This is a genomic window from Rhizobium sp. LjRoot30 (assembly GCF_964253915.1).
Lineage (GTDB): Bacteria > Pseudomonadota > Alphaproteobacteria > Rhizobiales > Rhizobiaceae > Metarhizobium.
In genome coordinates, this window is the sequence record NZ_CAXUSG020000012.1 from 1 (window position 1) to 16,920 (window position 16,920).

Genomic DNA, 16,920 nt, shown 5'->3' on the forward strand with positions numbered 1-16,920 from the left:
ATCAACCGCTCTCGTTCGGCACGGGGTCGGCCATGTCGTCGTATTCTTCCACCGTGCGCTTCGGCTTGACCAGCGGCTCCGGCTTGACCGGGCGCGAGTAAAGCATGTGACGTCCGGCCTGCAGGCCTTCGGCCGCCTGCAGGACCAGCCGGTCCTCGTCGCGGCGGCGGATGTCGTCGCTGATCAACGTTGCGTCCTCCTCCCGCAACCCCAACCCTTCCAGTGCCCGGCGGCCGAACAGCAAGCCGGATTCCAGGGTTTCGCGCAGCTCGTATTCGATGCCGCGTTCGCGCAGCGCCAGCGTGTGGATACGGTCATAGGCGCGCACGAACAGTCGCGCCTGCGGGAATTCGGCGCGCACGAGTTCGACGATGCGGTCGGTCACCTGCCGGTTGTGGGTACAGATGGCGATGATTTTCGCCCGTTCGATGCCCGACGAAAGCAGCACGTCCTTGCGGGTGCCGTCGCCGAAATAGATGCGGAAACCGAAGCTTGCCGCCTGGCGGATGCGGTCGGCGGAATAGTCGATGACGGTCACGTCGCGGCCGCCGGCCAGCAGGATCTGCGCGGCGATCTGCCCGAAACGGGAAAAGCCGATCATCAGCACGTCGGATCCGGCGCCGTCGAAATCCTCTTCCAGTTCCTCGTGCCCTTCTTCCTTCATCAGCCGCCGCGACAGGGAGGCGCCGAGCGGCGTCAGCGCCATCGACAGGGTGACGATGGCGACCAGCAACGATGCCGTTCCCGATGCCATCAGCCCATGGGCGGCAGCGGTGGTGAACAGCACGAAGCCGAACTCGCCCCCCTGCGGCAGCAGGAAGGCGATGCGGATGGCGTCATTGTGGTTCGAGCCGGCAGCGCGGCAGACGAGATAGACGACCGTCGCCTTCAGCGCCATCATCAGCGGTACGGCGACGACAATGAGGGCGATGTTGGAAAGAATGACCTGGAGATCGAGCGACAGGCCGACGGCGATGAAGAACATGGCGAGCAGGATGCCGCGGAAAGGCTCGATATCGGCCTCCAGTTCGTGCCGGTAGGAGGATTCCGCCAGCATGACGCCGGCAAGGAAGGCGCCCATGGCCATGGAGAGGCCGACCGCCTGCATCAGTGAGGCAGCGCCCATGACCACAAGCAGGGCGGCGGCGATCATCACCTCGCGGGCACCGGTGCGGGCAATCACCTGGAACAGCCGAGGCAGCAGGTAGCGTCCCGCAAGCACCATCACCGCCACGGCGGCAACGGCGATGAACAGATCGCGGATCGGCTCGCCCATCTCGCCGTCCGGCCCGTCGAGAACGGTGATCAGGGCCAGCAGCGGCACGATCGCCAGATCCTGCAAGAGCAGGATGCAGAAGGAAAGCTGTCCGTAACGTGTATTGGTGTCGCCGGACTCGCCGAGGATCTGCAGCGCAAAGGCCGTCGAGGACAGCGCCAGCCCGAAACCGGCGATCAGCCCGCCGCGCCAGTCGACGACGCCGCTCAAGGTGGCAACGGCCGACAACACGAGGCCGGTCACCAGCACCTGCGCGGTGCCGAGGCCGAAGATGTCGCGCCTGAGCTGCCACAGCCGCGAGGGCTTGAGCTCGAGGCCGATGATGAACAGTAGGAAGACGATGCCGAGTTCGGAAACACGAAGGATGTTGTCGGCATCGGTGATCACCTGCAGCGCCGGGCCGATGACGACGCCGGCGAACAGGTAACCGAGCACGGTGCCAAGGCCGAGCTTCTTGAACACAGGTGCGGCGACCACCGCGCCGCCGAGCAGGAGAAGCGCCTCGGAGAAAAGGGAAGTCGGCTCGGACATGAAAAAGAACGTCTTTCGAGAGCTTGTAAAACGACGACAGAAAGAATCGGCGGCTGCGGACTTGATGCTTGCTGGAGTGCACAATAAATGGAACGCGAATGAAAGGCTAAATCATGTCCTCAGAAATCGACTCCGCAACATTGCTTTCGCAGGCCAGCCAGCTCATCGATCTTGCACTTGCCGCCGGCGCTGACAAGGCCGATGCCGTGGTTGTGCGCTCCCGTTCCCGTTCGGTCAGTGTCCGTCTCGGCAAGGTCGAGGCGACCGAGGCATCTGAGAGCGACGATTTCGCCCTCAGGGTCTTCGTCGGCAACCGTGTGGCCAGCATCTCGGCAACCCCGGGGGCGACCGATGCCCGGACGATTGCCGAACGCGCCGTCGCCATGGCAAAGGTTTCCCCGGAAGATCCCTTCGCCTGCCTGGCGGATGAAGCCGATCTCGCAAAGAGCTACCCGGACCTCGATCTCTTCGATGGCACCGAGATCCCCACCGACGCGCTTGCCGAGGCGGCGCTGGCGGCGGAGGCCGCGGCCATGACGATCCCGGGCGTGGCGAATTCTTCCGGCGCCGGCGCTTCGGCGGGCATGGGCGGCATGGTGCTCGCCACCTCGCACGGTTTTTCCGGCAGCTACATGGGCTCGCGGTTCGGCCGTTCCGTCAGCGTCATCGCCGGCGAAGGCACGAAGATGGAGCGCGACTACGATTTCGACAGCCGTCTCTATTTCGCCGACCTCGACAGCCCGGAGGAGATCGGCCGGCGGGCCGGCGAGCGGACCGTCAAGCGGCTGAACCCGCGGCAGGTCGATACCGGCAAGAACGTCACCGTCGTTTTCGATCCCCGCGTCGCCCGCGGTTTTGTCGGCCACATCGCCGCGGCGATCAATGGTGCTTCCGTGGCCCGTAAGACGAGTTTTTTGCGCGACAAGATGGGGCAGCTGGTGCTGAAATCCGGCCTGACCATCACCGATGACCCGCTGATCGTGCGCGGCCCGGCATCGCGGCCGTTCGACGGTGAAGGCATCACCGGCAAGAAACTCGCGATGATCGAGGACGGGGTGCTGCAACAGTGGTTCCTGTCGACCTCGACGGCACGCGAGCTCGGCCTGAAGACCAACGGCCGCGGCGCCCGCGGCGGCTCCTACGTCAACCCCACCTCCACGAACCTGACGCTCGAGCCGGGCACGATCGATCCCGAAGCGCTGATCCGCCAGGTCGGCACCGGCTTCTACGTCACCGAGCTGATCGGCCAGGGTGTCAACATGATCACCGGCGAATACAGCCGCGGCGCCACCGGCTTCTGGATCGAGAACGGCGAGATCGCCTACCCGGTCTCGGAAGTGACGATCGCCTCCAACCTCAAGGACATGTTCATGCGGGTGACGCCGGCAAACGACATCGACCGCAGCTTCTCCATCGTCGCGCCGACCATCGCCATCGAGGGAATGACCCTGGCGGGACGCTGACCATGGACACCGCAAAACAGCCCGACTGGAACGCGGACCTGCAGCTGATCCGTGATGCGGCGCGGCAGGCGGGCGAGATCGCGCTGAAATTTTTCCGGCGTTCGCCGGAGGTCTGGTGGAAGAACGAAGGCCGCTCGCCGGTCAGCGCCGCCGATTATGCCGCCAACGAGTGCCTGGAAAGCGTCTTGCGCGGCGCCCGGCCCGGTTACGGCTGGCTTTCGGAGGAGACGGACGACGATGTGGCGCGGCTTGGCCACGACACGCTGTTCGTCGTCGATCCCATCGATGGCACCCGGGGCTTCATCAACGGGCTGGAGATGTGGTGCGTCAGCGTTGCCGTCGTCCATCGCGGTCGGCCGGTGGCGGGCGTCTTGTTTGCGCCGGCGCTGCAGGAAGAGTTTTCCGCCGGTCTCACCGGTGATGCGCTCAAGAACGGCCAGCCGATTGCCGTCTCGTTGCCTGATCCCGGCCGTCTCCAGAAATTCGCCGCAGCGGAAGAGATGGTCTCGAAACTGGAGCCGGCTTTTCGCGCAACCATCGAACGCGCCAAACACGTGCCCTCGCTGGCCTACCGGCTGGCCATGGTCGCCGATGGCAGGCTCGACGGCACGCTGGTCAAGCGCAATTCCCACGACTGGGATCTGGCTGCCGCCGACCTTATCCTTGCCCGTGCCGGCGGACAGCTTGTCGATCTGGAGGGCGCGCCGTTGTCCTATAACCGCCCGGAGGTGACGCACGGCACGCTCTGCGCAGCCGGAGAAAGCCGTCTTCCCGAGATTCTCGACCATCTGCGACGCATTTGAACGTTGACCTTTCGGACAAAATCTCGCAGAGGAAAGGGGGAGGGAGTACAAATTGGGAAAACCAGAATGACCGACTCCGGCGACAAGAAACAACTCCTGCACCTCGTTTTCGGCGGTGAACTCGACGATCTCTCGAAGGTCGATTTCCGCGATCTGAACAAGCTTGATATTGTTGGTATTTTTCCAGACTATGCGACGGCATTGACCGCCTGGAAGGCAAAAGCACAGCAGACGGTCGACAATGCCCACATGCGTTATTTTATCGTTCATATGCATCGGTTGCTGAATCCGGCGGACTGACGAAAGGCGGGGCTTGCGCCGCAGGCCCCGGCCGGGACGCGAATTTGTCCAATTCGTCGATCATGAATGACCGGAAACTATTGGGGAACTTGGCTTTGAAGACGATCGTGCAAGATCGGAGACCGCATTCATGAGCAGCCGCATGGCGCGCATGGCTTTGACCAGCTACCGTTGGGCCGGCGTGGCGTTCTATCCGTTGGTCGGCGCTTACCTGACATACAGGGCGGCGAAGGGCAAGGAAGACCGCACGCGCCGCTCCGAGCGGTTCGGCTTCGCCAGTGCCGCGCGTCCGCAAGGGCCGCTCATCTGGTTCCATGCCGCCAGCGTCGGCGAGACCAATGCGGTGGTGCCGCTGATCCGCGAAATGCGTCGGCGCGATATCAATGTGGTGCTGACGACGGGCACCACCACCTCCGCCAAGGTTGCCCATGCGCGCCTCGGCAGCGAGACGGTGCATCAATACGTGCCGCTCGACCTGAAACCGGCCGTCGGCCGCTTCCTCGACTACTGGCAGCCGGATGTGGCGATCATCGCCGAATCCGAAATCTGGCCGATGACGATCATGGAGCTTGGCAACCGCCATATTCCGCAGGTCCTGGTCAACGCCCGCATGTCGGACCGCTCCTTTGCGCGCTGGCGCAGCCGGCTGTCGCTGGCGGAAGCGCTGTTCGAGAACCTGGCGCTGGTCATCGCCCAGTCGGATGTCGATGCCGAACGTTTTCGCGATCTCGGCGCCCTGCCGGTGACGGTCTCGGGCAATCTCAAGGTCGATAACGACATGCCGGCACACGATCCAGCGCAGCTTGAAGACTACAAACGCCAGATCGGCGCACGCAAGACATGGGCGGCGATCTCCACCTTCGAGGGCGAGGAGATGGCGGCGGCGACCGTGCACCGGGCGCTGAAGGAGCGTGACGGAGTGCTGACCATCATCGTGCCGCGCCATCCGGAGCGCAGCGACGATCTGGAAAAAGCCTTGACGGAAAAGGGCCTCAAGGTGGCCCGTCGCACCCGCAACGACCCGCTGACGCCCGATACGGACATCTTCCTCGGCGATACGATCGGCGAGATGGGTCTCTACCTTCGGATGACCGAAGTCGCTTTTGTCGGCCGCTCGCTGTTTGCCGAAGGCGGCCAGAACCCGCTGGAGCCGGCCATGTTGGGTTGTGCCGTCCTTTCCGGTGGGCACGTACAGAATTTCCGCGATACCTACCAGAAGCTTGCCCGCAACGGCTCCGCTCGCATGGTGCGGGATGTCGAGATGCTGGCGAAGGCGGTTCACTACCTGCTTGCCAACGATGCTGCCCGGCAGACGATGATCAATGCCGGTCTGGAGACGGTGCAGGAAATGCGCGGCGCGCTCACCGCCACCATCAAGGGGCTGGAACCCTACATCAATCCCCTCACGGTCAAGGCCCGCCTGCAGCCGAGAACTGCGGCGCAAGGCTGACAACGGAAGATTTTATCGTGGCGTCATCCCCCATCTCAGGCATTCTCTTCGACAAGGACGGCACGCTTCTGGATTACGCCAAGACCTGGCTGCCGGTGAACCGTGCGCTGGCACGCTTCGCGGCGCAGGGCGACGGCGTGCTCGCCGACCGGCTGCTGTCGGCCTGCGGCATGGACCCGGTGAGCGGCTATGTGGTGCCGGACAGCCTGCTGGCAGCCGGCAATACGGTCGAGATCGCCACCGGTCTCGTCGAGGCCGGCTCGCCGCTCTCGGTCGAGGCGCTGACGGAAGAACTCGATGCGATGTTTGCCGATGCCGCCCAGCATGCCGTGCCGGTCACCGATCTCGAAAGCTTCTTCAAGGGCTTGAAGGCGAAGGGGTATCGCCTCGGCGTCGCTTCCAGCGACAACGAACAGTCGATCCGCCAGACCGCTGACCGCCTCGGTTTCGCACCCTATCTCGATTATGTCGCCGGTTACGACAGCGGTTTCGGCGTCAAGCCGGAGCCCGGCATGGTGCTCGGCTTCTGCATGGCAACCGGGCTTGATCCGCGAGAGGTCGCTGTCGTCGGCGACAACAATCACGACCTGCATATGGGGCGCAATGCCGGCGTTGGCCTGACCGTCGCCGTACTGACCGGCACCGGCTCGCGCGCCTCGCTGTCGGCCGGCAGCGATCATTGCCTCAACGATATCACCGAGCTTGAGTCGGTCCTGCCGAACCTCCAGACTGTTTGAATTCGCCGCACGGTGCCGGCGGTCTTCGGCATAAGGGGAGGGGGGACAAGATGATTTCGGAAGCGCCACCCTTCTGGTGGAAACGTCCCGGCTGGCGGGCATGGCTGCTTTCACCCTTTTCCTTCCTCTATGGCCGCATCGCCGGCTATCGTATGACCCATGGCCGGCGGGCTTCGATCCCCGTTCCGGTTATCTGCGTCGGCAATTTCACGGTCGGCGGTGCCGGCAAGACGCCGACGGCGCTGGCGATTGCCAAGGCCGCCAAGGCACGCGGCCTGAAACCCGGCTTCCTCAGCCGCGGTTACGGCGGGTCGCTCGATGTGACGACACTGGTCGATCCGCATCATCATCGGGCGACGGCCGTGGGCGACGAACCGCTCCTGCTGGCGCAAGAGGCGACAACGGTGATCTCGCGGCGCCGCGTCGAAGGCGCAAAACGGCTGGCCGAGGCCGGTGTCGACCTGATTATCATGGATGACGGTTTCCAGAGCGCCCGGCTGGCCGTCGATTATGCGCTGGTGGTCATCGACACGGTGCGCGGTATCGGCAACGGACATCTGGTGCCGGGCGGTCCTGTCCGGGCGCCGATCGACATCCAGCTGCGATATGCCTCGGCCCTGATGACCGTCGGGCGTGGCAATGCCGCAGACCGTCTGGTGCGCCGTGCTGCCCGTGCCGGCAAGGGCATCTTCGTCGGCACCATCACGCCACGGCCGGAGCCGGATCTCGGTGGCCGCCGTGTTCTCGCTTATGCAGGCATCGCCGATCCGGAAAAATTCTACCGGACGGTGGAGGAATTGGGGGCGGAGATCGTGGCTCGCCATGCCTTCGGCGATCACCAGCATATTTCCGACGACGAGATGGCCGACCTGCTCGATACGGCTGCCCGCCAAGGCCTGCAACTGGTGACGACGTCGAAGGATATCGTCCGCCTGACGGGGACGCACGGCCGGGCTTCGGAGCTGGTCTTCCTGTCGAAGGTCATCGAGGTCGACATGGTCTTCGACGATCCGCATGCTCCCGACCATATCATCGACGATGCGATCAAGGCGTCGAAGACACGGCTCTTCGCCAAGGGCGGCAAGCAGCATTGACTGCGAGCCGGTGCGCCTTGAACGGCATTCGCGTCAATACCAGGCGTCGGGGATATCCCGCGTCTTCCGCTCCATGAAATCTTTCAACGCGTCATCGATTGCGACATCCAGTGGCGGCGCTTCATATTCGGCCAGCGTCTTTTTCCACTGCCGGTTGGCGCGGGTGGCGATATCGGTCGAGCCGCCTTCCTCGCTCCATTTCTCGAAGGGCTCGTTGTCGGAGAGTGTCGAGTCCCAGAAGGCGCTGGTGTAGTTGCGCATCGTGTGGTCGCAGCCGAGGAAATGGCTGCCGGGGCCGACCTGCAGGAAGGCGTCCATGGCCAGCGTATTGTCGTCCACCACCACGCCGGCAAGATAGGAGTGCAACGCGCCGCAGAGATCGGCGTCCATGACGAATTTTTCGTAGGACATGGCCAGCAACCCGTCGAGGAAGCCGGCCGAATGCAGGATGAAGTTGGCGCCGCAATGCACCGCCGACAGCATCGACATCAGCCCTTCCTGCATCGCCTGGCCGTCCGGCAGCTTGGAGTTGGAAAAGTTGCCGGCGCAACGCAGCGGCAGTTTCAACCGGCGGGCAAGCTGGCCGATGACCATCGAGCCAATCGCCGGCTCCGGCGTGCCGAAGGTCGGCGAGCCGGAGCGCAGCGACATGGAGGAGAGGAAGTTGCCGAAAATCACCGGCGCACCCTTGCGCTCCAGCTGCGTCAGCGCGCAGCCGGCCATGGTTTCGGCAAAGGATTGCGCGATCGCGCCGGCATTGGTGACCGGCCCCATGGCACCGCCGAGAATGAAGGGCACAATCACCGCCGCCTGGTTGGCACGGGCATAGGCGCGCAGCGACTTCGTCATCGTGCCGTCCCAGACGAGCGGCGAATTGACGTTGACGTTGCCGAGGATGACACAGTTCTTGTCGACGAAATCGGCGCCGAACAGGATGCGGGCCATCTCGATGGAATCGTCCGCCCGCTCTTCCGCCGTGATCGAGCCCATGAAGGCGCGGTCGGAATATTTGATATGGCTGTAGACCATGTGCAGGTGGCGCTTGTTGACGGCGATGTCCACCGGCTCGCAGATCGTGCCGCCGGAATGGTGCAGCCAGGGGCTCGACTGCGCCAGCTTGATGAAGTTGCGGAAATCCTCGATCGTGCCGTAGCGGCGGCCCTTGTCGAGATCCATGACGAAGGGGGAGCCGTAGGCCGGGGAAAAGACGACGTTGCTGCCGCCGATCTCGACGCTGCGGGCGGGGTTGCGGGCATGTTGGGTAAAACTTGCAGGCGCCGATTTGAGGATCTCGTTGAGCATGCCCGGCTCGAACTTGACGAGCAGCCCGTCCACCTTGGCGCCCGCCTTCTTCCAGAGGTCGATCGCCTCAGGATCGTCGCGGAATTCGATGCCGACTTCCGAGAGGATGCGATCCGCGGTGCGCTCGATCTTCTGCAGGTTCTCTTCGGAGAGGATGTCGTAGGTCGGGATGTTGCGGCGGATATAGGGAATACCGGCCGGCTTCGTCGAGGCGTCGCGCCTGTTGGCGCGCCCCCCGCGTGCGCGGCGACCGGTGTCGAGTGTGGTGTCTTCCGCCAGGGCCATCTGCTTTCCTCCGTTTCCGCTGATGGTAACGGCCAGAAAATCCGTTGTAACGCCGGAAAGATTTGAGGCATGATATAAGCTGAGCTTATGGAAAAAATGACGATGAACAGTTTCCGCCGTCTTCTTCCGTCTGCCACCAGCCTCATCGTCTTCGAGGCGGCGGGGCGGCATGAAAATTTCACCCGCGCCGCCGAAGAACTCGGCATGTCGCAGGCGGCGGTGTCTTATGCCGTGCGGGGGCTGGAGGAGCAGCTCGGGGTGCCGCTGTTCCATCGCGTCCACCGGGCGGTGGAGCTGACCGACGTCGGCGAACGTTTTCATGCCGACGTATCCGCCGGGCTGGCGCGCATCCAGAAATCCGCGGAGGATATCCGCGCCAAGGGCCGCGAGGTCAATGTGACGCTTGCCGCCTCGACCGCCTTTGCCTCGATGTGGATGCTGCCGCGCCTGCCGCGGCTGCGCCAGGACCTGCCGGAGGTCGATCTGCGCATCCAGACCAGCGTGCGTGAACTCGATCTGGAGGAGGAATCGATCCCGCTCGCCGTCCGCGGCGGTGGCGATCCGGTGGACTGGCCGCGTTATCACACGGCGCTCCTGGCGCCGGAGGTGATCAACGCCGTTGCCAGCCCCGCTTTCGTCGAGGCGCACGGCATGCCGGAAACGCCGGCGGAGCTGGCGCGCCATCGCCTGATCTGGCTGGAAGAGCCTGTGCGCAAGGCCTGCGACTGGCCGGAATGGTTTGCCAGCGCCGGGGTCTCCTACACATCGCAGAGCAAGGGCCTGGTGATCAACGACTACGTGCTGGTCATCCAGGCGGTGCTGGCGGGGGAGGGCATCGCGCTCGGCTGGCAGCACCTGACCGGGGGGCAGACGCGTTCCGGCGCGCTTTTACCGGTCGGCGGCCATGTGCTGGAAACCGGGCAGGCCTTCTACATCGTCTGGCCGCGCTCGCGCGAGCTGAACGCCCATGCCGCCCGCGTGCGCGACTGGTTGCTGCAGGAGGGACAGCGTGACCGGGAGGCTTCCGCTACTGGCTAGAGCAATTCCAGCAAAAGCGCATAGCGGTTTTACGTCCGGAATTGCCTGGAAACAGCGAGATAAAGGGGATCAGGCGAAGGCGGATTCGATGGCACCGGTGTTCTGATAGAAGCTGTGGACGCAATCGAGCGTCGCGGCGGCGTCGGCGGGGCGACCGTAGAAATAACCCTGCCCCATGGCACAGCCCATCGCCTTGAGTTTCTTGGCTTCGATGACGCTTTCGATGCCTTCCGCCACCACTTCCAGATCCAGCCCGTCGCACATGGCGACGATGGCCTTGACGATATGCTCGGAAGCACGGTCTGTGGTGATGCGCGAAACGAAGGCCCGGTCGATCTTCACCTTGTCGAAGGTGAAATCGCGCAAGCGACCGAGACTCGACTGGCCGGTGCCGAAATCGTCGAGCGAGATGCGCACGCCGGCATGGCGTAGTTCGGAGATGATCTTCTGGGCGGTTTCCGCCGAGGTCATCACCGCAGTTTCGGTGATTTCAAGCTCCAGCCGGTGCGGATCGAGACCGACGCGGCCGAGGATGGACAGGATATTGAGCGCCGTCGACGGATCCATCAGCTGCGCCGAGGACAGGTTGAACGACAGGAATAGGTCGCGCGGCCAGGAGAGCGCCGCCTCGGCAGCCTTGCGCAGCAGCGTTTCCGACAGCGCGTCGATAAAGCCGCGCTCTTCGGCCAGCGGCACGAAGACGGCGGGAGAAACGAAACCGAGATCGGCATCGTTCCAGCGCGCCAGGGCTTCGAAACCGAGCACCGTATTGTTTTCAAGATTGACGATCGGCTGGAAATGCACGTCGACGGCATCGTTGATGATGGCGTTGCGCAGCGCTTGCTCGATCTGGGTCGCCCGTTTCATTTCCTGGGCGATTTCGCGGGAATAGACGGTGATTTGCCCGCGACCGCGGCGCTTGGAGCGATAAAGCGCGGTTTCGGCGCTCTTCAGCAGGTCCTCGAATTCCTCGCCGGCGAAGGGATAGACGGCAAAACCGATGGAGGCGGACAGGCGCACGTTGCGGTCGCCGAGATCGTAGGGGGCCGACAGCACTTCCTTGATCATCTGGCCGACCCGCTCGGCGCTGAAGCGCTCGAAGATCAGCGGCAGCACAAAGGCGAACTCGTCGCCGCCATGGCGGGTCACGGTGGCGCCGTCGGGTACGCAGGCCTTCAGGCGGTGCGCGACCTGGCAGAGAATCTCGTCGCCGGCCGCCGTTCCGAAAAGATCGTTGATCGGCTTGAAGCCGTCGAGGTTGGCAATGCCGATGGTGAAGGGTGCGGGGTCGTCGGCACGCTCTGCCGCCAGCATGCGCACCTTGTCGCGCATCCTGTAGCGATTGCCGAGACCGGTCAGCGGATCGGTGTAGGCCATCGCCTGCAGCTCGTTCTGGCTCACCTGCGGCAATGTCTGATCGCCCGACTTCATGAACACGTCCTAGGACCTCCTTCCAATATCGAAAGGATGAGCCTGAATTCTTAAAAAAATCATAGCTTTTTGTGCCTCCGCCCTAGAGGATCTATCCCGTAAATTAGGGGGTTGACGTCGCATTTCGGATCAGCCGGCAGCAATCGACGGTTTGGGAGAACGATAGGTCTCGAAAACCGCAATCAGGCCATCCGGGCTGATCGGTTTCAGGATGACATCGTCCATGCCGGCGTCCAGGCAGGCCTTGTGGTCGCGGTCGAACGCCTGGGGCAGCACGCCGATGATCGGCGTGCGATAGGATTGCCCCGCCTCCCGCTCGCGGATTTTCTGCGTCGCCTCGTAGCCGTTGAGCACGGGCAATGTCGTATCCATCAGCACGATGGCCGGCCGGTGGCGTTCCCAGAGATCGACGGCATCGTTGCCGTCGGCGGCCAGAACATAACTCAGCCGGAGACCTTCGAGGATCTGGGAGAAGACAATCCGGTTGACGTCGTTGTCCTCGGCGACGAGGACGTCGACCTGCGATTCCGGTGGCGCTTCCGTCGCAATGCTCCAGTCGTCCGTTGGCGGCGCGGGCAAGGAGGGGGCGTCGCGGCGGCGGTTGAAATGCCGGGCGATGAGATAAGCGAGCTGCGTCGTCAGCTGGAAACCATCCAGCGTCAGGACATCGATACCGTGTTCTCTGGCGATCTCCAGACTGCGGAAATCCATCTGCGTATCGATGACGACCAGATCGACCGCGAGACCGACGGAGCGGGCCATGTCGAGGAAGGCCGCCTGCTCGTCCTCGCCGTGGACAGTGCAGGCTTCGATACCGAAGCGGCCGAGCGTGCGCATCGCAGCGCTCTCCACCAGCGTGTCGGCAGTGACGAGCAGGACCTTGCGGCCGGTGAACTGTTCCGGCGATACGATTTCGACCTGCGCGGAGGGCGGAAAATCGACGGGTGACAAGCTGGTCACCGTGTTCGAGGGGTCACCTTCGACTTTGACGCCGCCACTGGCGCCGGCCAGGGCGAGTTCGGAAATGTCTTCGACGCTGGTCACCAGGAAATATCGTCCTGGCTTGCCGATGCGCTGCTTGCGGGTGATGACCGACATTTCCGCACCGTCGGAGCGCACCAACACTTCGGCGATCATCGCCGGCATGCCGGTCTCCATCACGTGCCGGTCGGCGCGGTCGAAGTGGACGGCTGCTTCCGGCACGAGGATATCGTAGACGGTCCGGCCGATCAGCTGTTCGACACCCATGCCGCGCAGGGTGCAATAGGCCTTGTTGGCCGCGACATAGGTGAGATTGCGGTCCTTGACGAAAACCGGGAAGGGCAGCGTATCGAGGATTTCTTCGGTGAGCTGCACCCGTTCCAGGTCGGCGCGCCATTGCTCCTCGCGCTTTTTCTGTTCCGATACGTCGACGAACAGGCACACGCCATAGCCGCTCGGCAGGCGGCGCTTGACGATACGGGTCCAGCGGTCCGGGCCGTGGCGTTCGGTCTGGTCGGAGCGCTCGCGCCAGTGGCTGGCGATGCGCTCGGCGATCCAGTCCTCGCGGCAGAGGTTGCTGCGGTCGCGCGTGGCGTAACGGAAACGTATGCCGCTATCATAGAGGGCGCCGAGAAAATCCCTGAGGCGCGTGCCCGGCTCCACGAACTGCGAATTCACCGGAAAATAACCGAGAACCTGCCGGCTGGCGAAAATCAGGAGGTCGTTCTTGTCGTACACGATGAACGCCGCCGACAAGGCGTCGCCGACCGTATTCAGTGTATCGATTTGAATGGCTGCGTCATCAGACGCTTCGTCATTCATTCTGAACTCCCTGCGGCACATCCTGAAAAGGGTGTGCGAACCATGTCTTCCCGAAATAGTCGGGCAGGCTTGCCCACGGCTTGATCGTGGCGCCTCTTTGCAAACAAGAACGAACATGCTGGCGGTGGCCTCGAAACAGGAGCGACGCGATGGGCATGACGGCTCCAGCTTGCCGTCATCAGGTCGGCCGGGTTTTCGTCCGGCATCCTGCTTTGTCGTTTCAAGATGATGCGAGAATTGTCATATTTATGTTAAGGCGGTCTTAAAGAAGCGGTGGGTGCATCGGTTGAGGCAAGGCCGCCGGATTTTCCGGCAATCGTGCACAAGTCGCATTGCAGCTTTCCAGCGGCTGCCGAATCCGGATAAAATCGGCCATGTCCATCAAGCAGCTTTCCGAAACGATCATCAACCAGATTGCCGCCGGCGAAGTCATCGAGCGGCCGGCGAGTGCCGCCAAGGAACTAATCGAAAACGCCATCGATGCCGGCGCCAGCCGCATCGAAATCGCCACCGCCGGCGGCGGCAAGAGCCTGCTGCGGGTTACCGACAACGGCGGCGGCATGGGGCCGGACGACCTGGCGCTGGCGATCCGCCGGCATTGCACCTCGAAGATTTCCGAGACGCTGACCGATATCCGCACACTCGGTTTCCGCGGCGAAGCGCTGCCGTCGATTGGCTCGGTTGCCCGCCTGTCGATCACCAGCCGGTTGCCCGGCAGTGCCGAGGGGGCGGAGGTTTCGGTAACCGGCGGAAAACTGTCGGCGGTCAAGCCGGCGGCAACGAATGCCGGCACCATCGTCGAGGTGCGCGACCTGTTTTTCGCCACGCCGGCCCGGCTGAAATTCCTCAAGACCGAAAAGGCCGAGGCCGGCGCGATCACCGAAGTGGTGAAGCGCATGGCGATCGCTTTCCCCCATATCCGTTTCGTGCTGTCGGGCGCCGACCGCTCGACGCTGGAGTTCCCGGCCACCGGCGACGATCGCCTGGCGCGCATGGCGCAGGTGCTCGGCAAGGAGTTCCGCGACAACGCCATCGAGATCGATGCGGTCAGGGAAGATGTGCGGCTCACCGGCTTCGCCGGCGTGCCGACCTTCAATCGCGGCAACTCCGCCCATCAATATGCTTTCATCAACGGCCGGCCGGTGCAGGACAAGCTGATCCTCTCGGCGATCCGCGGCGCCTATGCCGAAACCGTACCGCAGGGCCGCTATCCGGTGGCGGTGCTGTCGATCGATATCGATCCGGCGCTGGTCGACGTCAACGTTCACCCGGCAAAATCCGATGTCCGTTTCCGCGATCCCGGCCTCATCCGCGGCCTGATCGTCGGCGCCATCCGCGAGGCCCTGGCGCAGAATGGCGACCGGGCGGCGACCACCGGCGCTGACGGCATGATGCGCGCCTTCCGGCCGGGCTTCCAGCCCACCTACCAGCAGCCGGCGCCGGCAGCCAACTGGTCGCGCGAGGCGTCGCCCTATCGTCCGTTCGAACCGGCCCCCGTTTCCGGCGGTTTCGGCGAGCGGCCGCAGGCCAGTTTTTCGGATTTCGCGACACCTGCCGCCCGCAGCGACCGCCCACCGGTCGAGCCTGTCACCGCAGCAGCAACACCTGAGCCGGTGCGGCACTATCCGCTTGGCGCCGCCCGCGCCCAGCTGCACGAAAACTACATCGTTGCGCAGACGGAAAACGGCCTTGTCATCGTCGATCAGCACGCCGCCCATGAGCGGCTGGTCTATGAGGAACTGCGCAAGGCGCTGCGCGATCGCCGCCTGCCGTCGCAGGTTTTGCTCATTCCCGAAATCGTCGATCTGCCGGAGGAAGACTGCGACCGGCTGATGGTCCACAGCGAAGAATTCGACCGCCTGGGTTTCGCCATCGAGCGTTTCGGCCCCGGCGCGGTTGCGGTGCGGGAAACGCCGGCCGTGCTCGGCGAGGTCGATGCCCCTGGCCTGGTGCGGCAGCTCGCCGACGAGATCGCCGAATGGGATACGGCATCAGGGCTTTCCGCCAAGCTCGAACATGTCGCTGCCACCATGGCCTGCCACGGTTCAGTGCGTTCCGGACGGCGCTTGCGCCCGGAGGAAATGAACGCGCTGTTGCGGCAGATGGAGGCGACCCCCGGCTCCGGCCAGTGCAATCACGGCCGGCCGACCTACATCGAACTCAAGCTTTCCGACATCGAGCGGCTGTTCGGCCGAAGCTGACGCAAAAGCGCGGGAAAAAGCTGGAAATCCGCCTTGCCAGAGAGTATGGCAATCCGATGATACGCGGCAGGAGAGTGCGCATGAACCGTTTCGAAGGCAGCGGAAACCGCGAGGCGAAGCTCAAATATCTCGATGCCGATTTCCAGATCCTGCTGCCGGGCGCCTATGTCATCTGTGCCATGACCGGCAACCAGATCCCGCTCGACGAGTTGCGTTACTGGAGCGCCGCGCGCCAAGAGGCTTATGTCGATGCCGGGGCCTCCTTCGAGGCGGAAAAGCGCGCTGGCGCCCTGCCAATCCAGAACCCGTGATCCGTTTGGCGCAGGAATAAGTGTCAATCGCGGTACCCGGTTAGACCGCCGATCCCGTCAATAAACCTATCCGACGTGCTTAGATCCTCGGCACAAGGCCGAGGATGACGGCAGGTGGGACTATACCCCATCAAAAAGAAAAAGGCGGCGCTTGCGCACCGCCTCTTCCAAGTGAACGGACAAGCCGTCCCGCGTTCCTGACCAGGATCACTCTGCCGGGGGCGTGGCCGTCGTATCCGTGGTCGTCGACGAGGTGGTTGTGCTGTCCGTCGGGGTCATGCCGACGCCGGTGGTCGCGTTGCTGCGTTCGGCGGTCTGCATGGCCAGGGTCTTGAATTCCGGCGCAGCCTTCAGGCTTTCGGCCGTTTCCGTGGTCGTCAGCTTCAGGTCGGAGCCTTCCGCATCCTGCGACACGGCGACATTCTGGATCGGAACGGCGACGTATTTTTCGCCGATGCCAAGGAAGCCGCCGACGCCGATCACCGCAGCAACAATGCCGCCATCCTTCTTCAGGATGAGGTCGTTGATGTCACCGACATTTTCGTTTGCGCCATTATAGACCGGCTGGCCGATATAGGTGTTGGCGCTGATTTCGTCGGGAGACTGCTGGGTCAGGTAGGTATCACCGGCTGCTGCCGTCTGATTGGTGGTGTCGGCCGTCGCCGGCGTGTTTGCCGCAGCGTCAGGCGTTGCCTCCGGGGTTGTCGTTGCCGCGCCGTCCATCGTCTGGGACTGCGTGGTCGTGTCCATCGGTTTCGTCGTGTCTTGGGCATAGGTGGCGGTGGCTCCCATGAGAAGAGCACCGGCAGCCGCTGTGGTGAGGAGTTTCTTGAGCATGATAAACCTGCCTTTCCAGATGTCATCGGTTGTCGTCAGACCCGGAAGTGACCAATTT

At 63.6% G+C, this 16,920-nt stretch carries 14 protein-coding genes; 9 read left to right on the plus strand and 5 right to left on the minus strand.

Annotated features, from left to right (window positions below; genetic code table 11):
- Position 1: 1 nt before the first annotated feature.
- On the minus strand, positions 2-1,807 hold the full coding sequence (locus tag ACSQ3I_RS21155) for a monovalent cation:proton antiporter-2 (CPA2) family protein (protein ID WP_436002127.1): 1,806 nt from the start codon (positions 1,805-1,807) through the stop codon (positions 2-4).
- 113 nt (positions 1,808-1,920) lie between these two features.
- Here ACSQ3I_RS21155 and ACSQ3I_RS21160 point away from each other — a divergent pair, with 113 nt between their 5' ends.
- The 6 genes from ACSQ3I_RS21160 to lpxK all read left to right on the plus strand — a co-directional run bounded on the left by ACSQ3I_RS21160 (position 1,921) and on the right by lpxK (position 7,654).
- Positions 1,921-3,270 carry a TldD/PmbA family protein gene (locus ACSQ3I_RS21160; RefSeq protein WP_436002129.1) on the plus strand — a complete coding sequence of 450 codons (1,350 nt, stop codon included), beginning with the start codon at positions 1,921-1,923 and terminating at the stop codon, positions 3,268-3,270.
- Between the two features lie 2 nt (positions 3,271-3,272).
- On the plus strand, positions 3,273-4,073 hold the full coding sequence (locus tag ACSQ3I_RS21165; RefSeq protein ID WP_436002131.1) for a 3'(2'),5'-bisphosphate nucleotidase CysQ: 801 nt from the start codon (positions 3,273-3,275) through the stop codon (positions 4,071-4,073).
- Between the two features lie 66 nt (positions 4,074-4,139).
- Positions 4,140-4,373, plus strand: a complete 234-nt coding sequence (locus ACSQ3I_RS21170) for a DUF4170 domain-containing protein (RefSeq protein ID WP_436002133.1) — start codon at positions 4,140-4,142, stop codon at positions 4,371-4,373.
- Between the two features lie 130 nt (positions 4,374-4,503).
- Entirely contained in the window at positions 4,504-5,823 is a 1,320-nt protein-coding gene (waaA, locus tag ACSQ3I_RS21175) for a lipid IV(A) 3-deoxy-D-manno-octulosonic acid transferase (RefSeq protein WP_436002134.1), read from the plus strand.
- A 14-nt stretch (positions 5,824-5,837) separates the two neighbouring features.
- A complete protein-coding gene (locus ACSQ3I_RS21180) occupies positions 5,838-6,560 on the plus strand; it encodes an HAD family hydrolase (RefSeq protein ID WP_436002396.1) in 723 nt (240 codons plus the stop codon).
- Positions 6,561-6,610: 50 nt separating this feature from the next.
- Entirely contained in the window at positions 6,611-7,654 is a 1,044-nt protein-coding gene (lpxK, locus tag ACSQ3I_RS21185) for a tetraacyldisaccharide 4'-kinase (RefSeq protein ID WP_436002136.1), read from the plus strand.
- Positions 7,655-7,687: 33 nt separating this feature from the next.
- Here the strand turns inward: lpxK and ACSQ3I_RS21190 are convergent, their stop codons facing one another.
- Positions 7,688-9,241: a trimethylamine methyltransferase family protein gene (locus ACSQ3I_RS21190; protein WP_436002138.1), complete on the minus strand. Its 1,554-nt coding sequence runs from the start codon at positions 9,239-9,241 to the stop codon at positions 7,688-7,690.
- A 102-nt stretch (positions 9,242-9,343) separates the two neighbouring features.
- Between ACSQ3I_RS21190 and ACSQ3I_RS21195 the strand changes: the two genes are divergently transcribed.
- Positions 9,344-10,279 carry a LysR substrate-binding domain-containing protein gene (locus tag ACSQ3I_RS21195; protein ID WP_436002140.1) on the plus strand — a complete coding sequence of 312 codons (936 nt, stop codon included), beginning with the start codon at positions 9,344-9,346 and terminating at the stop codon, positions 10,277-10,279.
- 69 nt (positions 10,280-10,348) lie between these two features.
- On the opposite strand, the gene ACSQ3I_RS21200 is transcribed toward ACSQ3I_RS21195, so the two are convergent.
- Both ACSQ3I_RS21200 and ACSQ3I_RS21205 read right to left on the minus strand, forming a co-directional pair.
- A complete protein-coding gene (locus ACSQ3I_RS21200; RefSeq protein ID WP_436002142.1) occupies positions 10,349-11,710 on the minus strand; it encodes a putative bifunctional diguanylate cyclase/phosphodiesterase in 1,362 nt (453 codons plus the stop codon).
- Between the two features lie 129 nt (positions 11,711-11,839).
- A complete protein-coding gene (locus tag ACSQ3I_RS21205) occupies positions 11,840-13,513 on the minus strand; it encodes a response regulator (RefSeq protein ID WP_436002144.1) in 1,674 nt (557 codons plus the stop codon).
- Between the two features lie 374 nt (positions 13,514-13,887).
- On the opposite strand from ACSQ3I_RS21205, the gene mutL reads away from it, so the two are divergent.
- Together mutL and ACSQ3I_RS21215 are read left to right on the plus strand one after the other, a co-directional pair.
- Positions 13,888-15,714 (plus strand): DNA mismatch repair endonuclease MutL, encoded by a 1,827-nt coding sequence (gene mutL, locus ACSQ3I_RS21210; protein WP_436002146.1) that lies wholly within the window; start codon positions 13,888-13,890, stop codon positions 15,712-15,714.
- 80 nt (positions 15,715-15,794) lie between these two features.
- The gene (locus ACSQ3I_RS21215; protein ID WP_436002148.1) at positions 15,795-16,025 is read left to right on the plus strand and encodes a DUF2093 domain-containing protein; all 231 of its coding nucleotides are present in this window, start codon (positions 15,795-15,797) and stop codon (positions 16,023-16,025) included.
- Between the two features lie 207 nt (positions 16,026-16,232).
- Here the strand turns inward: ACSQ3I_RS21215 and ACSQ3I_RS21220 are convergent, their stop codons facing one another.
- The gene (locus ACSQ3I_RS21220) at positions 16,233-16,862 is read right to left on the minus strand and encodes a PRC-barrel domain-containing protein (protein ID WP_436002150.1); all 630 of its coding nucleotides are present in this window, start codon (positions 16,860-16,862) and stop codon (positions 16,233-16,235) included.
- Between the last annotated feature and the right edge of the window lie 58 nt (positions 16,863-16,920).

What these genes read in the sequence shown, in the direction of transcription:
- ACSQ3I_RS21155 (WP_436002127.1), bottom strand. Translation starts at nt 1,807, where the DNA reads ATGTCCGAGCCGACTTCCCTTTTCTCCGAGGCGCTTCTCCTGCTCGGC.
- ACSQ3I_RS21160 (WP_436002129.1), top strand. Translation starts at nt 1,921, where the DNA reads ATGTCCTCAGAAATCGACTCCGCAACATTGCTTTCGCAGGCCAGCCAG.
- ACSQ3I_RS21165 (WP_436002131.1), top strand. Translation starts at nt 3,273, where the DNA reads ATGGACACCGCAAAACAGCCCGACTGGAACGCGGACCTGCAGCTGATC.
- ACSQ3I_RS21170 (WP_436002133.1), top strand. Translation starts at nt 4,140, where the DNA reads ATGACCGACTCCGGCGACAAGAAACAACTCCTGCACCTCGTTTTCGGC.
- waaA (WP_436002134.1), top strand. Translation starts at nt 4,504, where the DNA reads ATGAGCAGCCGCATGGCGCGCATGGCTTTGACCAGCTACCGTTGGGCC.
- lpxK (WP_436002136.1), top strand. Translation starts at nt 6,611, where the DNA reads ATGATTTCGGAAGCGCCACCCTTCTGGTGGAAACGTCCCGGCTGGCGG.
- ACSQ3I_RS21190 (WP_436002138.1), bottom strand. Translation starts at nt 9,241, where the DNA reads ATGGCCCTGGCGGAAGACACCACACTCGACACCGGTCGCCGCGCACGC.
- ACSQ3I_RS21195 (WP_436002140.1), top strand. Translation starts at nt 9,344, where the DNA reads ATGAACAGTTTCCGCCGTCTTCTTCCGTCTGCCACCAGCCTCATCGTC.
- ACSQ3I_RS21200 (WP_436002142.1), bottom strand. Translation starts at nt 11,710, where the DNA reads ATGAAGTCGGGCGATCAGACATTGCCGCAGGTGAGCCAGAACGAGCTG.
- ACSQ3I_RS21205 (WP_436002144.1), bottom strand. Translation starts at nt 13,513, where the DNA reads ATGAATGACGAAGCGTCTGATGACGCAGCCATTCAAATCGATACACTG.
- mutL (WP_436002146.1), top strand. Translation starts at nt 13,888, where the DNA reads ATGTCCATCAAGCAGCTTTCCGAAACGATCATCAACCAGATTGCCGCC.
- ACSQ3I_RS21215 (WP_436002148.1), top strand. Translation starts at nt 15,795, where the DNA reads ATGAACCGTTTCGAAGGCAGCGGAAACCGCGAGGCGAAGCTCAAATAT.
- ACSQ3I_RS21220 (WP_436002150.1), bottom strand. Translation starts at nt 16,862, where the DNA reads ATGCTCAAGAAACTCCTCACCACAGCGGCTGCCGGTGCTCTTCTCATG.